Below are 14,521 nucleotides of genomic sequence, written 5' to 3' on the forward strand. Positions count from 1 at the left end.
CTACCGACGTTTGTCCAACAGTGGTTGACCGAACGGGGGATGACGGGGTTGCGTCTCGATGGGGCGAGCAGCCCGGTCGGCGCCCCGACCCCTCATCTTTTCTCCAACGAAAATTGACCGAATGCGGCAGAGCGAGTAGTAACAACATCTGTAGGTACAACATCGGAAGGGAGGTCGACATGTGCAAGGAGTGCGGCTGCGAGACCGCCAAGAAGGACGACAACGCGGATCAGGGCCACTGACGGCCGGCCGGGCAGCCTGACCCGTGCTGCCCGGCAGCGTCGACCCGCTGCATAGCCGATTTCCGTTCCCACTCCGAGGAGCATCCGATGGACAGTTCCGCCAAGCTCGCCGGACACGCCATTCACCAGCAACTGATCGTTCTGCCCCTGGGCCTGCTGGCCACCGCAGTCGTGTTCGACCTCCTGCGGCTGTCCACCGGCAACGCCGACTTCGCCACCGCCAGCTACCTGATGATCGCCGCGGGGGTGCTCGGCGGTCTGCTCGCCGCCGTGTTCGGCTTCATCGACTACCTCGCCGTGCCGGCCGGCACCCGCGCCAAGCGGGTCGGCGCCGTGCATGGTGTGGGCAACGTCGTGGTCGTGGTGCTGTTCGCCGCCAGCTGGCTGCTGCGGGCGGCTGAGACGGATCATGTCGCCACCGGCCTGGCGCTGGGGCTGGCGCTGGCCGGTGCCGCGCTGGCGCTGCTGACCGGGTGGCTCGGCGGCGAGCTGGTAGGCCGCCTCGGTGTCGGGGTCGACGACGACGCCGAGCTGGATGCACGGCCCTCGTTCACCACCGGCATCCAGCTGGGCCGGCGCGATGCCGCCGCCGTCCGCTCACCGGCGCCGCCGTCCTACGGGTCGTGACAGCGCAGCGGATCTCCCACCGCACCGTCTGGCGGCGGTATGCCCTGGCTGCCGGCCTGGTCGTGGGGATCACGCTGGCGACGTTCGCGGTCGTGCAGATGGCGCAGGTGCCGGGCTTCCAGGATGCGCGCCTGCTCCACGGCAGCAGCGCCTGGACGGCCGCCGCCTCCGGCATCGGCCTGCTCATCGCCGACGTGCTCCTGCCGGTGCCGTCCAGCGGCGTCATGACGGCACACGGAGCGCTGTTCGGCGTCGCGGTCGGCACCATGCTGTCGCTGGTGGGAAACACCGGAGCGGTGCTCGCCGGGTGGCTGGTCGGTCGCACGGGGCGGGGCCGCCTGGAGCAGCCGCTGTCACCGCTCCAACGGGCCCGGGCGAGCGCCCTGCTGGGCCGGTGGGGGCCGGCCGCCCTGATCGTGACGCGCCCGGTGCCTGTGCTCGCCGAGACCGTGACCATCATGGCCGGAGCCACCGGGATGCGGCTCGTCCCGGTGCTGGCGGCGGGGGTAGCGGGCTCGCTACCGGTCGCACTCGCGTACGCCGTCGCGGGCCGGTGGGCAGCGACATCGGGCGTGGCGTTGCTGGTGTTCATCGTTCTGGTGGGACTCGCCCTCGCCGCGCTCCTGCTGGCGCGGCGCGCGTCCTTCCGTGAGCGGCAGGCGGCGGCATGACATCCCCCTTCCTTGCCGGCCTGACGTTCCCGACGAGCATCGCGCTGTCCGGCGACGGGAGCGTGTTCGTGGCCGAGGCCGGGCTCCCGTTCGGCGGAGCTGCACCGGGTGGCCGGGTCTGGCGGGTGGTGGCCGACGGCTCGAAGCAGCTGGTCGCGGACGGCCTGCGGGCACCGGTGAACGGCCTGTCGCCGTACGGCCCCGACCTGTTGCTCGCCGAGGGCGGCCATCCGGGCCGGATCAGCGTGCTCACGGCGACAGGGGAACGCCGGACGCTGCTGGACGGGCTGCCCGGGCCGGGCAATTACCACACCAACACCGCGCTGGCGGGCCCGGACGGCTGGATCTACTTCAGCCAGGGCGCGATGACGAACACCGGGATCGTCGGCCTCGACTCCTACGAGATCGGCTGGCTCGGCCGGCTGCCGCACGCGCACGACCTTCCCGGCTACGACGTGGTCCTCGCCGCCCACGTCGCCGAGACCGCCGATCCGTTCGCGCCGGACACCGGCGCCCGGGCGCGGACGGGTGGGTTCGCGCCCTTCGGGGTTGCGCACCCCGCCGGGCACCGCATCCCGGGTCAGGTGCCGGCGACCGCCGCGGTCATGCGCTGCCGGCCGGACGGCACCGGGCTCGAGGTGGTCGCGTGGGGACTGCGCAATGCCTGGGCGCTGGGCTTCCTGCCGGACGGCCGCCTGCTCGCCATCGACCAGGGAGCCGACGACCGGGGCAGCCGGCCGGTCGGCGCCGCGCCCGATGCGTTGTTCGAGGTGCGTCCCGGCGCGTGGTACGGCTGGCCCGATTTCGTCGCCGGCCGGCCGGTCACCGACCCGCGCTTCCTGCCCGGCTGCGGGCCGGAGCCGGTTTTCCTGCTCGCCCACCACGACGAGCTGCCCCCGCCCGAGCGGCCGCTGGTCGAGTTCGCGCCGCACGTGGCCGCCGTCAAGTTCGACGTCTATCCGGAGGGCAGCCGCTACGCCGGGCAGCTGCTGGTCGCGCTGTTCGGCGACGAGGCCCCCATGACGGTGCCGGGCGGCGGGGCATCCGTCGGGCGGGCACTCGTCCGCGTGGACACGGGGGAGTGGACGGTGCATCCGGTCGCCCTCGACGCCGAGCTCGCCCGGCCCATCGACGTGCGCTTCGACCCGGCGGACGGCACCGCGCTCGTCCTCGACTTCGGGCGCTTCGAGATGACGGAGCAGGGGGTGCGCGCGGAGCCCGGCAGCGGTGCGCTCTGGCGCCTCCCGACAGACCTGCTGGAGCAGTGACGACCCGAGGAGCGGCGACATGAGCACGAAAAGGCCCGGCGGCCCGGCGGTCCAGGCAGCCAAACTCGACCAGTGGCTGGCCTATCTCTACAAGCCGTTCCAGCCGCTCGTCCGGGGACGGTCGCTGCGCCGCGTCGAGTCCCGGCAGTGGCGCGCCGAGGACATCCTGCTCCCCGACGGCTTCGTCGCCGAGGTCGTGACGACGGGCCTGAACGCCCCGGTGCACTGCACCTTCGCCCCCGACGGCAGCTGCTACGTCATCGAGTGCGGGCACAAGATCGAGACCCGGCCCCGGGTGCTGCGGGTGGACCCGGCGACCGGCGCGACCGAGGTCGTGTACGAGTTCTCCGATGCGGAGTGGAGGAAGACCGGAGCGGTCACCGGCGCCTGCTGGCACGACGGCGCGCTGATCGTCACCGACACCGACCGGCTGCTGCGCATCACGCCGGACGGAAAGGCGCAGACGCTGCTCGACGGACTGCCGGGGCTGGGTGACCACCAGACCAACTACCCGGTCCTCGGGCCGGACGGCAGGATCTACTGGGGGCAGGGCACGGCCACCAACACTGCCGTGGTCGGCGCCGACAACTTCGCCTACGAGTGGCTTCCCGCCTTCCCGGACTTCCACGACGTGCCCGGAGCGGACGTGGTGCTCACCGGCCGCAACGTCCGTTACCGCGACGTGCTCGGATCGCTGACCCACGAGGTCAGCTGCGGCGCCTATGTCCCCTTCGGCACCGCGACGGAGCCGGGCCAGATCATCCGGGGGAGCGCAGCGGCGAGCGGCGCCGTCCTGCGCTGCCGGCCGGACGGCAGCGAGCTGGAGTGCGTGGCGTGGGGCCTGCGCAACCCGTACGGAATCGCCTTCCACCCCGACGGCCGGCTGTTCGCGACCGAGCACGGCATCGACGAGCGAGGTGAGCGCTACATCGTCGGGGATCTGGAGGATTTCTACGAGATCCGGGAGGGAGCCTGGTACGGCTGGCCCGACTACGCCTCGGGCATCCGGCTGGACGACCCGTACTGGGGCGACAAGGGCCGCAACCGCGAGCCGTTGCTCGCGGACCCGCCGGATCCGGACCCGCCGAAGCCGTTCGTGAGCCTGCCGCCGCACGCGGCTCCCAACGGCGTCGACTTCTGCCGGGACCCGGCCTTCGGCTACGAGGGCGACGCCTTCATCGCGCTGTTCGGCGACGTCGCGCCCGTGACGGCCCGCCCGATGACGCCGGTCGGTTTCAAGGTGGTGCGGGTCGACATGCGCAGCGGCGAGGTGGCGGACTTCGCCGTCAACAAGATCAACGGCCCCGCGTCGAAGCTGCCGCACTCCGGGTTCGAGCGTCCGTCGCACTGCCAGTTCGGCCCGGACGGCGCGCTCTACGTCGTCGACTGGGGTCAGATCGACATCGCCCCCGAGGTCGGCGGCATCCGCATGCCGCTCGCAAGCGGGGCGCTGTGGCGCATCCGCCGCACGTCAGGTCCGGTCGGTCCGCCGCCGCGAGCCAGGCAGGTCCCGCTCTACCTGCTCCAGGCGCTGGTCGCAGCTGCGGGGCTGGCCGCGCTGGTGGCCCTCGTGGTCTACCTGCTGCGCCGCGGAGGCTGACCCTCGTCCTGCCCGGAACGCCAGGATTTTCCGGAAGAGCTGTCCTGGTCAGGCGTGTAGCGCACCCTCAGTGACCGTGCGGGCACGGCAACCGGGGTGACGCTGCACGTTCGTGTTCGCGCCCGTCGGGAAGGACGGCGGCAATGACTCCTGGTGACGCGTGACGACGGCGACCCGGCCGGGGCCGCGGCAGGTCCGCTGGTCCCCGGAGCTGGGTGCGCACCGGCTGCTCGGCGACGACAGGACGGTGGCGGTGCTGGCGCCGGACGGCACCGTCCGATGGTGGTGCGCCCCGCAGTTCGACGACGCGCCGCTGTGCTGGCAGTTGCTCGACCCCGACGGGGGTTTCGCAGGCTTTCCCGACCTCGACTTCGTCGACTGCGACGACGGGCCGGCCGGCGCCACGAGCCGTACCGTCCTGCGCAGCGGGACGGTGCTGGTGGAGGTCCGCGACGGGCTGCTGACCGACGACGACGGGTCGGCCCTGGTCCGCTGCCTGCGGCTGCTGCCCACAGCGGGACTGCCGTCCCCGGCGCCGGCCACCGTCGAGCACGCGCTGCGACTCGGCGGCTTCGGAACCGAGCCGGTCCGGCTGTCCCTCGAGGGCGACACCGCTACCGGCCGGCGCCGGTCGCGGGGGGTCGACCAGCAGCTGCTGGTGCGGGCCGCCGACCACCGGCTGCAGGGTGACCGGTTGCTCAGCACGGTGCACCTGACGCCGGACCGCTGGAGTGTGCTCATCGTCGCGGTGGGCGGCGACCCGGGACGCGACGCCGACGCGCTGCTCGACCGGCTCAGGGCCCGCGAGCAGCACGAGCAGAGCCTGCTGCACAGCGCCCGCCTCCCGCGGACCCACCCGGAGCGCGCGCTCGACGCGCTGGCGGTGATCCGGGCCTGCACCTACCAGCCGACCGGCGCGGTCGTTGCCTCGCCGACGACCAGCCTGCCGGAGGCGGTGGGGCACGATCGGCAGTTCGACTACCGCTACACCTGGCTGCGCGACGCCTCGCTGTCCACGGCCGTCGCGGCGCTGCTGGGCCGGTCCGCCGACGCCCGCCGCTACCTCGAGTTCGTGCACGACGCCTGGGGTGACACCGACCTGCTGACCCGGCCGATGCTCGACGTCCGCGGCGAGCCGGTGCCGGAGGAGTCCGAAGTGCCCGGCGTTTCCGGCTGGGCCGCCTCCCGGCCGGTCCGGGTCGGCAACGGCGCCCGGGACCAGCGGCAGTACGACGCGCTCGGCCTGCTCACCGAGGCCGTCTCGGTGTACGTGCAGGTCGGCGGTCGGCTCGACGACCGCACCTGGGCGCTGGTGTCCCGGCTGGCCGACAGCATCGCCGCGGACGAGCCGGAGCAGCCGAAGGCCAGCCACGGCATCTGGGAGATGCGCGAGGCGCAGCCGCTGATCGACGGCGACATCGGCCGCTGGCTGGTCCTGGACCGTGCGCTGTGGATCGCCCGCGGGTGGCGGCCGTGGACCCGGCGCAGGCAGTGGAAAAAGGCCCGCGACGTCATCTCCCGGCGGGTGCTGTCGGCCCTCGGACCGGACGGCCTGCTGCCGCAGAGCTACGACGGGCCCGCCGACCGACCCGATGCGTCCTCGCTGATGGCCGTCGCCTTCGGACTGTTCGCGCGCGACGACCCCCGGGCGGGCCGGCTGGTCGACGCCGTGCTGGCCCGGCTCGGCGCCGGCGCCCACCTGCACCGCTACCCGCCCGGCGAGGAGGACGGCTTCTCCGGCATCGAGGGAGCATTCCTGCCGATGAGCTTCCTCGCGGTCACCGCGCTGGCCCGGATCGGCCGTGTCGAGCAGGCCCGGCAGCGCCTGGACCGGCTGTGTGCCGGCCTGCCACGGCTGCTGTCGGAGGAGGTCGACCCGCAGACCGGCCGGCTGCTGGGCAACACCCCGCTGGTCTGGTCGCACGCCGAGCTCGCCCGCGCGGTGTACGTCCTGGACGCCGCGCAGCGGCGGGAGACGTGGGGCGCTCCCGGGTTGTGGGCCTGGCGGCTGTACCGCTACGTGCGGCTGCGGGCCGGACAGGGCACGGAGCAGGACCACGAGCGCCCGACGTCAGAGGAGAATCGATGAGCACCCGATTGCACCCGGCCGGCCCGCCGGCCGCCAGCATCCGCCCCGGTGAGGGCGGCATCGGCCGTGGCAGCAACGCGCGGGCCGAGGCCGTCTCCGACGCTCTGCGCCGTGAGGCGGGGGAGTTCCTCGACCGGCGGCGCCGCACCGCGCTGCTGCAGACGGCCGCGGCCGGCAGCCTGTCCGTCGTCGCGCTCTACCAGTTCGGCGTGCTCCGGTCCGTCCCGGAGCCGTCGCTGCCGGGGATCGACGCGGACCGGGTCGACGCGTCAGGGGAGGCGTACGCCGTCCTCAACACGCCCGACGCGGCCCTGGGCATCGCCAGCGCGGGGCTCTCGCTCGTGCTGGCCGGGATGGGCGGTGCCGAGCGTCACCGAGAGCAGCCGTGGATCCCGCTGGCGCTGCTGGCCAAGAGCCTCGTCGACGCCGCCGGCGGGATCTACCTGTTCGCCGAGCAGGTCAGCAAGCACAAGAAGATCTGCTCCTGGTGCACCCTCAGCGCCGGCCTGCTGGTCGCGACCGTCCCCGGTGCGCTGCCCGAGGCGCGCGCCGCCTGGCGGGCCTTCCGCGACCGGTGAGGACACCGACAGTGCGCAAGCGCTCCAGGCCCCGCGGGACGGCTGTCGTCACCGGGGGCACCGCCGGTGTCGGCCGGGCGGTGACCCGCGAGCTCGCCCGGCGCGGCTGGGACGTCGCCGTGCTCGCCCGTGGGCAGGAGCGGCTGGACGCCACCGTGGCCGAGGTCCGTGCGCTCGGTCGCTCGGCGACGGGCGTGTCGGTCGACGTCGCCGACGCCGCGGCCCTCGAGCGTGCCGCCGACGCGGTCGAGGCCGCGCTCGGACCCATCGAGCTGTGGGTCAACAACGCCTTCACCGGCGCCATCGCCTTCTTCGACGAGTTGCAGCCCGATGAGTACGACCGCATCACGATGGTCACCTACCTGGGCTTCGTGAACGGGACCCGGGCCGCGCTCCGGCGGATGACCCCCCGCAACCGCGGTCAGGTCATCCAGATCGGTTCCGCGCTGGCTTTTCACGGTATTCCGCTGCAGAGCGCCTACTGCGGCGCAAAACATGCCATCAAGGGCTTCACCGAGTCGGTCCGCACCGAGCTCGCGCACAAGGGCGTGGCCGTCCACCTGTCCGAGGTGCACCTGCCCGGCGTCAACACCCCGCAGTTCGACTGGGTGCTGCACCGCGGCATCGAGCACCACCCCATGCCGGTGCCGCCGATCTTCCAGCCCGAGGTCTGCGCCCGGGCCGTGGCGCACGTCGCCGATCACCCCCGGCGAACGACGTGGGTCGGGCTGCCGACCGCGCTCACCATCCTCGGCAACCGCCTCGCGCCGGCGCTGCTCGACCGTTACCTCGCCAGCACCAACGTGCAGGGGCAGCAGTCACCGGACCACGACCCGCCGGGGCGGCAGGCCAACACCTGGGAGCCGGCGTACGGCGCCGAGGTCGCGGCACACGGCAGCTTCGACCGGCAGGCGTACGCGCACAGCCCGCTGGTGTGGGTCGGTCAGCACCGCGCGCTGCTGGGCGCGGGACTGGCCGGTGCGGGCCTGCTGGCCCGCCGGCTGCGGCGCTGAGGCCGGTCGCTCAGCCCGGTCGCTCAGTCCTTGAGGCTGCTCTCGTGCTGCGCCAACCGCTCGGCCGTCCGGGTGAGGTGCGTGCTCATCAGGTCGGTGGCCTTGCGTACGCTGCGCCGGGCGATCGCGTCGACCAGGGCCCGGTGCTCCTCCACACCTCGTCGGCCGTGCGCCGGCACAGCCTCGCGCGCTCGCTCGAGGGACATCAGCAGGGGGCCGTGCAGGGACTCCACCAGCATGGCGACCGCCCGGTTGTGCGCGGCCTGGGCATACCGCGTGTGCCACTCGGCAGACAGCTCGAGCGGGTAGGAGTCGCCCTCGAGGGCGGCGCTGCTGCGGTCGCAGATCTCGTACAACGCCGCGATGTCGTCCTTGGTCGCGCGCTCGCAGACCAGCGGCACGATGCCGAGCTCGAAGACCAGCCGGGCCTCGGTGACCTCCACCGCCGTCAGGGAGGCCAGCGTGATCAGGTCGGCGATCCCCTCGCCGACCAGGCGACTGCTCGGCGCGGTGACGAAGGCCCCGCCGCGGGCGCCGACCCGGATCTCGACCAGGCCGTTGGCCTCCAGCACGCGCAGCGCCTCACGGACCGTCACCCGGCTGACGCCGAAGCGCTCGCACAGCTCGCGCTCAGAGGGCAGCCGGTCACCTGCGGACAGCTGGCCCTGGCGGATGAGCAGCCGGACCTGCTCCACGATGACCTCCGAGATCCGCCCGATGCTGACGCGGGTCAGCAGGTCACCCTTGCCCGTATCGACCAGATCGGGGGCTGAGGTCGTGCCGGGGGTCTTCACCGGGGCATCGTATAGGCGGGCGCCGGGCATTCGGTCCAATGGTTCGACGCCGGACCGCTTTCTTTTCTGGTCGGGCGACGGCGCCGGCTGCCGCGCGGGCCTGTGCCGGTCCCCGGCAACGACCCCCGGGACGGGAGGGCATGGTCTAATGGACAGACCATACGCGTGCACCCGCGCCACCAACCTGAGGCCCAGCCTCGCCGTCGAGAGGACACCCGACCGTGCCGAAGGTGGTCTACGTCGCCGACACCGGCGAGCAGCACACGGTCGACGCGGCCGTCGGCGAATCGGTCATGTCGGCCGCCGTGAAGAACGGCGTCCCCGGAATCGTCGGTGAGTGCGGCGGCAACGCCTCCTGCGCCACCTGCCACGTCTGGGTGCGGGAGGAGTTCGCACCGCTGGTCGGTGAGCCGAACGACATGGAGGAGGACCTGCTGGACCTCGGCGTCTCGGAGCGACGCGCGACCAGCCGGTTGTCCTGTCAGATCCCGGTCAGCTCCGAGCTGGACGGGCTCACGGTCGACGTGCCGGCGGATCAGCCGTGACGGTTGACACCGCCTGCTGAAAGGTAAGACAATTAGACCCCGATCGGGCAGCCGTTGCCCGATGCCCGGTCGGCTCGTACTAGGGAGACCGTGTGCTTCGTCAGGACATCAACGACCTGCTCACCCAGACGGCGCCGACGACGCCGATGGGCGAGCTGTTCCGGCAGTACTGGATCCCGGCACTGCTCGCCGAGGAGCTGCCGGAGGACGACTGCCCGCAGGTCCGCGTGAAGCTGCTCTCCGAGCGCCTGATCGCCTTCCGCGACAGCGAGGGCCGGTACGGGCTGATCGACGAGTTCTGCGCCCACCGGGGGGTGTCGCTCTGGTTCGGCCGGGTCGAGGAGTCCGGGCTGCGCTGCGCCTACCACGGCTGGAAGTTCGACGTCACCGGGCAGTGCGTGGAGGTGCCCTCGGAGGCCGACAACAGCAGCTTCTGCCAGAACGTGAAGCTGCGCGCCTACCCCCTGGTCAGGATCGGCGACGTGCTCTGGACCTACATGGGGGACCCAGCCACGCAGCCGCCGCTGCCCGAGTGGGAGTTCGCGCTGGTCCCGCCGGAGCAGACCTACACCTCGAAGCGGTGGCAGCAGTGCAACTGGCTGCAGGCCTTCGAGGGCGGCATCGACTCCAGCCACGTGACCTTCCTGCACTCCGGTGGCCTCAAGACCGACCCGCTCTTCAAGGGCGCCAAGGGCAACGAGTACAACCTCAACGACACCAAGCCCTTCTTCGAAGTCGCCGACAGTTCGGGTGGGTTGTTCGTCGGCGCCCGGCGCAACGCCGAGGAAGGCCAGTACTACTGGCGCATCACGCCGTGGGTGATGCCGTGCTTCACGATGGTCCCGCCGCGCGGTGACCACCCGATCCACGGGCACTTCTGGATCCCGATCGACGACGAGAACTGCTGGGCCTGGAGTTTCGACTATCACCCGGTACGGCCGTTGTCGGCGGCGGAGCGGCAGGCGATGATCGACGGCCACGGGATCCACAGCGAGAACATCCCGGGCACCTACCGGCCGGTGGCCAACATGGACAACGACTACCTGATGGACCGCGACGCGCAGAAGCGCGGGGAGTACTACTCGGGGGTCAAGGGCATCTCGATCCAGGACTCCTCGCTGCAGGAGAGCATGGGCCCGATCGTCGACCGCATGAAGGAGCGGCTGGTCCCGGCGGACAGCGGCATCATCAAGGCCCGTCAGAAGCTTCGGAAGGCGGCGCTCGCGCTGCGCGACGAGGGGGTGACGCCGCCCGGTGTCGACCCGGCGCACCATCACGTCAGGTCGGCAGCGGTGGTGCTGCCGCAGGCGGAGGCGTTCCTGGACGGCTGCGCGGACGCGGTGCGGGTGGTTCCCGGCACGCCGGTGGCGTCGGTCTGATGCCGGTCCCCCCGACGACGACACTCAGCAGTTGCGCCCGCGCGGCCACCGCTGCCGAGACGCGCTACCGGATCAGTACGCCCATCGCGCCGGCCCGTGGCGCCCGGGTGATTGCGCTCGACGCGGGTGCCGCGGCTGTCGTGGGTCGCCTGGCCGGGCAGCCCTGGGCCAACGCCCGCTTCCTCGGCTGCACCGGTGACGCCGACCGGCTGGTGCTCACCGGTCTCGGCGGGGAGCCTGCGAGCCTGGCCGAGCAGCTGCAGGACGCCGATGTCGTGGTGTTGGTCGCGACGGACGACACGGGCGCGGCCTGCGCTTCCGCGCTCGGCCGCGCGTGCCGGGAGCGCGGCATCATGACCGCCGGCCTGGTCCTCGTGTCCGGCTCCGGGGCCCAGCACGCCGTGGCCGCGCTGCGCCCGCACGCCCGCGTGCTGCTCCCGACAGCGGACGAGACCGACGTCCTCGAGCTGCTCACCGCGTTGCGGGCCTGACCGCGCACACCGACGACGACAGACAGGGCGACATGGACGACCAGAAGATCAGCCTGCGCACCCTGCAGCAGATGAAGCAGGACGGCCGCAAGATCGTCGGCGTGGTGGCCTGGGACTACCAGGTGGCCCGGATCGTGGACCGGGCCGGCGTCGAGATCGTGTCGGTCGGTGACACAGTCGGGGTCAACCTGTGGGGCCACACGAACCCGTTCGAGATCACGATGGAGCAGATGCTCACCGTGACGCAGGCGGTGCGCCGGGGCACCCGGCGTGCGCTGGTGTCCGCCGACTTCCCGTTCGGGCCGCTCCAGGAGGGCACCGTAAGCGCCGTGCGCGCTGCGATCCGGTTCGTCAAGGAGGCCGGGGTCGACCTGGTCAAGCTCGACGCGGCGTCGGATCACCTGGACGCGGTCGAGGCCGTGACCCGCGCGGGCATCCCGGTCTTCGCGCAGTTCGGCATCACCCCGCAGACCGCGCTGCGCTACGGCGTGGAGTACAAGGCGATCCCCTCGGCCGCGGACGCAGTCCCGGTGGAGCTGAAGGACGAGCTGGTCGCCGAGGCCAAGCGGCTCGAGGCGGCCGGAGCCGCCCTGCTGAACTTCACCAACTCCGGCCCGGTGGTCGGGGCGGCGGTCGCCCAGGCGGTCACCGTCCCGGTGCTCGGCGGCTTCGGTGGCGGACCCTGGCTGGACGGTCGGATGCGGATGGTGAACGCCGCCGTCGGCTACGCCGCTTCGGCGCTCGACGGTGCCCCCGACACCTACGCCAACGTCGCGCGGATCACCCTGGACGCCATCACCTCGTACGCCGAGGACGTCCGCTCCGCGCGGCAGCTGCCCGGCGGCATCCCCGTCCCCCCGGCGAGCTAGAGGAGCCGCGTCATGCCCACCGCCGTCCTCGACGGGATCCCGACGCGCTACCAGCTGACCGGCGACGGCCCGCCGCTGCTGATGTTCTCACCCGGCGGCTTCGACTCGAGCCTGGAGAGCTGGCGAACCATCGGCATCTATCGGCGGCTCGGCCTGCTCGAGCAGCTGAGCCACAGCTATACCTGCATCACCTTCGACCGCCGCGAGTCGGGGCAGTCCGGAGGGCGGGTCGAACGCATCTCCTGGGGCGACTACGTCGCTCAGGCGCGGGCGCTGCTCGACCACCTCGGCACCGGGCGCGCGCACCTGATGGGCGGCTGCGTCGGCTGCTCGGCCGTCGCCGCCTTCGCCGTCACGCACCCGGAGCGGGTGGCGAGCATGGTCCTGTTCTCCCCGGCCGGCGGCGTGAAGTACCGGCTCAAGCAGCACGCGCGCTTCACCCGGCACCTGGCCTACGTGGAGGAGCACGGCCTCGGACAGGTCGTCGACCTCGTGCTGGGCTGCGACAAGGGCTTCACCGCCGACCCCCGGGTCGGCCCCTGGAACAGCGTGATCCGCACCGACCCGGACTTCGCGAGCGCCTACGCCGGCATGGACCCCGCTCGCTACGCCGTCGTGGTGAGCGGCCTCGCGCGGCTGATGTTCGACCGCGACACGGTCTCCGGTGCCGAGCCCGAGGACCTGCTGCAGCTCGAGATCCCCGCGCTGATCGTGCCGGGACAGGACGAGTCGCACGCGCCCTCGGCGGCGCGTTACCTGCAGGAGTGCCTGCCCCTCGCGCAGTACTGGGACGTCCCGGTCGTGGAGCAGACCGAGCAGACGGCCCCCCCGCGGATCCTGGAGTTCCTGGCCGCGGTGCCGCTCAGTTGAGCGGCTCGCCGCGCTCCAGCGCGGCGATCTGGGCGAGCCGCCGGGCGTGCACCCCGCCCTTGAAGGGGGTCGCGAGCCAGGTCTCGAGGATCTGCTCGGCGAGCTCCGGGCCGACGACCTTCGCGCCGAGGACCAGGACGTTGGAGTCGTTGTTGCCGCGCGAGATCCCGGTGCCCCACACGTCGTGGCACAGGCCGGCCCGGATACCGCGGTGCTTGTTGCAGGCGATGGCCTCGCCGGAGCCGCTGCCCCCGATCACGATGCCGCGGTCGACCGTGCCGGCCAGCACCCGCCGGCAGACATCGGAGCACAGCGGCGGATAGTCCACGACCTCCTCGTCGTGTGCGCCACGGTCGTCGACGTCGTGCCCCCGCTCCCTCAGCCAGGCGATCAGCCGTGCCTTGAGGGCGATGCCGTTGTGGTCTGCCGCCACCGCCAGGCGCATCAGGCACTCAGACCGTGCGTGGTGGGCGCGAACACGTCCTCCAGGGCGACCGTCCGGTCGAGGATCCGCTGGTCCACCGCGGAGCGCACGAGCTGCTCCAGCACCGCCCGGTTCGGCTCCAGGCCGTACGGCAGCGGGTCGGCGCCGGTCAGCTCCATGACGCGCAGGTGCATGCGGTCGGTCGCTGTCGCCGTCTCGATCGCGCCGGCGCGGAGCCGGTCCACGTAGATCCCCTTGGCACGGGCGAAGGCGTCGAAGACGTCGGCCGCGAGTTCCGGGCGGGCGTCGAGCAGCTCGTCCCGCACCACGACGAGGTGGTTGATCGGATAGTGGCCGCGCGCCTGCAGTGCGGCCAACCCTGCCTCGAGCGGGTCCGGGAGCAGGGGGACGACGTCCGGGGCGTCGAGGTCGGCGCCGATGACGGCGGCCAGCTCACCGGCGCGAAGCAGCTCCTCGAGCGTCCGGCCGGGCTCGACCGCGACGACGTTGGCCGGCGGCACGTACTGCGTCACATGCTCGTCGCCGGACAGCACCCACGTGACACGGTCGAGGTCCACCCCGTGCTCCTCGGCGAGCACCGCGCGGGCCCAGACGCCGGTCGTGACGGTGTAGCCGCGGTGCACCCCGACCCGGCGGCCCTCGAGGTCCCGGGGCGTCCGGACGTCGGAGCCGGCGAGCACCTGTACGGCGCCGTGGTGGAAGCCCCTGACGAGGAACACCGGCACGGCGGTGCAGCGGACGCCGTGGGCCTTGGCGGCCAGGTAGGTGGTCAGCGCCAGCTCGCTCACGTCGAACTCCAGCCCGCGCACCATGCGCCGGAACGCCGAGGGCAGGACCGGCACCTCCTCGAAGTCGAACCGGAAGCTCCGCGGGGTCACGGTCCCGTCCTTGAGCGCTGCGTTCGCGCCGGAGGTGCGCGTCACGGTCGTCAGTCGCGGCTCGGTCACGGGAGCTCCTCAGGTAGGCAAAGGTCTGCAGCCATGGTCATACCATCAGACCTTCGATAGGGTGACGCGGACAGGCGGCGCACGCGGCGGAGG

The 14,521-nt window shown here is 72.5% G+C and carries 15 protein-coding genes; 12 read left to right on the top strand and 3 right to left on the bottom strand.

Translation table 11 applies throughout. From position 1 onward, the window contains the following. Positions 1-329 precede the first annotated feature (329 nt). From WD794_14785 to WD794_14815, 7 genes are all read left to right on the top strand, one after another. Complete coding sequence (locus tag WD794_14785) at positions 330-869, top strand: DUF2231 domain-containing protein (protein ID MEX2291575.1); 540 nt, start codon at positions 330-332, stop codon at positions 867-869. Further along, positions 866-1,540: a VTT domain-containing protein gene (locus tag WD794_14790; protein ID MEX2291576.1), complete on the top strand. Its 675-nt coding sequence runs from the start codon at positions 866-868 to the stop codon at positions 1,538-1,540. Before WD794_14785 ends, WD794_14790 begins: the two co-directional genes overlap by 4 nt. Further along, positions 1,537-2,808 carry a hypothetical protein gene (locus WD794_14795; protein MEX2291577.1) on the top strand — a complete coding sequence of 424 codons (1,272 nt, stop codon included), beginning with the start codon at positions 1,537-1,539 and terminating at the stop codon, positions 2,806-2,808. The genes WD794_14790 and WD794_14795 overlap by 4 nt, the downstream gene beginning before the upstream one ends. A gap of 19 nt (positions 2,809-2,827) precedes the next feature. Then, entirely contained in the window at positions 2,828-4,408 is a 1,581-nt protein-coding gene (locus tag WD794_14800; protein MEX2291578.1) for a PQQ-dependent sugar dehydrogenase, read from the top strand. A 160-nt stretch (positions 4,409-4,568) separates the two neighbouring features. Continuing rightward, the gene (locus WD794_14805; GenBank protein MEX2291579.1) at positions 4,569-6,497 is read left to right on the top strand and encodes a glycoside hydrolase family 15 protein; all 1,929 of its coding nucleotides are present in this window, start codon (positions 4,569-4,571) and stop codon (positions 6,495-6,497) included. Next, complete coding sequence (locus tag WD794_14810; protein MEX2291580.1) at positions 6,494-7,075, top strand: vitamin K epoxide reductase family protein; 582 nt, start codon at positions 6,494-6,496, stop codon at positions 7,073-7,075. Before WD794_14805 ends, WD794_14810 begins: the two co-directional genes overlap by 4 nt. An 11-nt stretch (positions 7,076-7,086) precedes the next feature. Further along, positions 7,087-8,088 carry an SDR family oxidoreductase gene (locus WD794_14815; protein MEX2291581.1) on the top strand — a complete coding sequence of 334 codons (1,002 nt, stop codon included), beginning with the start codon at positions 7,087-7,089 and terminating at the stop codon, positions 8,086-8,088. A 23-nt stretch (positions 8,089-8,111) separates the two neighbouring features. Here WD794_14815 and WD794_14820 read toward each other — a convergent pair whose 3' ends face one another. Continuing rightward, complete coding sequence (locus tag WD794_14820; GenBank protein ID MEX2291582.1) at positions 8,112-8,882, bottom strand: FadR/GntR family transcriptional regulator; 771 nt, start codon at positions 8,880-8,882, stop codon at positions 8,112-8,114. A gap of 221 nt (positions 8,883-9,103) precedes the next feature. Between WD794_14820 and WD794_14825 the strand changes: the two genes are divergently transcribed. The 5 genes from WD794_14825 (at position 9,104) to WD794_14845 (ending at position 13,036) form a co-directional block, all read left to right on the top strand. Beyond that, on the top strand, positions 9,104-9,427 hold the full coding sequence (locus tag WD794_14825) for a 2Fe-2S iron-sulfur cluster-binding protein (protein ID MEX2291583.1): 324 nt from the start codon (positions 9,104-9,106) through the stop codon (positions 9,425-9,427). Positions 9,428-9,519: 92 nt separating this feature from the next. Then, entirely contained in the window at positions 9,520-10,806 is a 1,287-nt protein-coding gene (locus tag WD794_14830; GenBank protein MEX2291584.1) for an aromatic ring-hydroxylating dioxygenase subunit alpha, read from the top strand. Beyond that, a complete protein-coding gene (locus WD794_14835; GenBank protein MEX2291585.1) occupies positions 10,806-11,297 on the top strand; it encodes a 3-methyl-2-oxobutanoate hydroxymethyltransferase in 492 nt (163 codons plus the stop codon). The genes WD794_14830 and WD794_14835 overlap by 1 nt, the downstream gene beginning before the upstream one ends. A 32-nt stretch (positions 11,298-11,329) precedes the next feature. Continuing rightward, entirely contained in the window at positions 11,330-12,166 is an 837-nt protein-coding gene (locus tag WD794_14840; protein MEX2291586.1) for a 3-methyl-2-oxobutanoate hydroxymethyltransferase, read from the top strand. A 12-nt stretch (positions 12,167-12,178) separates the two neighbouring features. Further along, complete coding sequence (locus WD794_14845; protein ID MEX2291587.1) at positions 12,179-13,036, top strand: alpha/beta hydrolase; 858 nt, start codon at positions 12,179-12,181, stop codon at positions 13,034-13,036. Here WD794_14845 and rpiB read toward each other — a convergent pair. Both rpiB and WD794_14855 read right to left on the bottom strand, forming a co-directional pair. After that, positions 13,029-13,481, bottom strand: coding sequence for a ribose 5-phosphate isomerase B (gene rpiB, locus WD794_14850; protein ID MEX2291588.1), 453 nt, complete (start codon positions 13,479-13,481; stop codon positions 13,029-13,031). The two genes, WD794_14845 and rpiB, sit on opposite strands and share 8 nt — an antisense overlap. Continuing rightward, complete coding sequence (locus WD794_14855; GenBank protein ID MEX2291589.1) at positions 13,481-14,428, bottom strand: ABC transporter substrate-binding protein; 948 nt, start codon at positions 14,426-14,428, stop codon at positions 13,481-13,483. Before WD794_14855 ends, rpiB begins: the two co-directional genes overlap by 1 nt. Between the last annotated feature and the right edge of the window lie 93 nt (positions 14,429-14,521).

This window comes from Mycobacteriales bacterium (assembly GCA_040902655.1).
Taxonomy (GTDB): Bacteria; Actinomycetota; Actinomycetes; order Mycobacteriales; family SCTD01; genus SCTD01.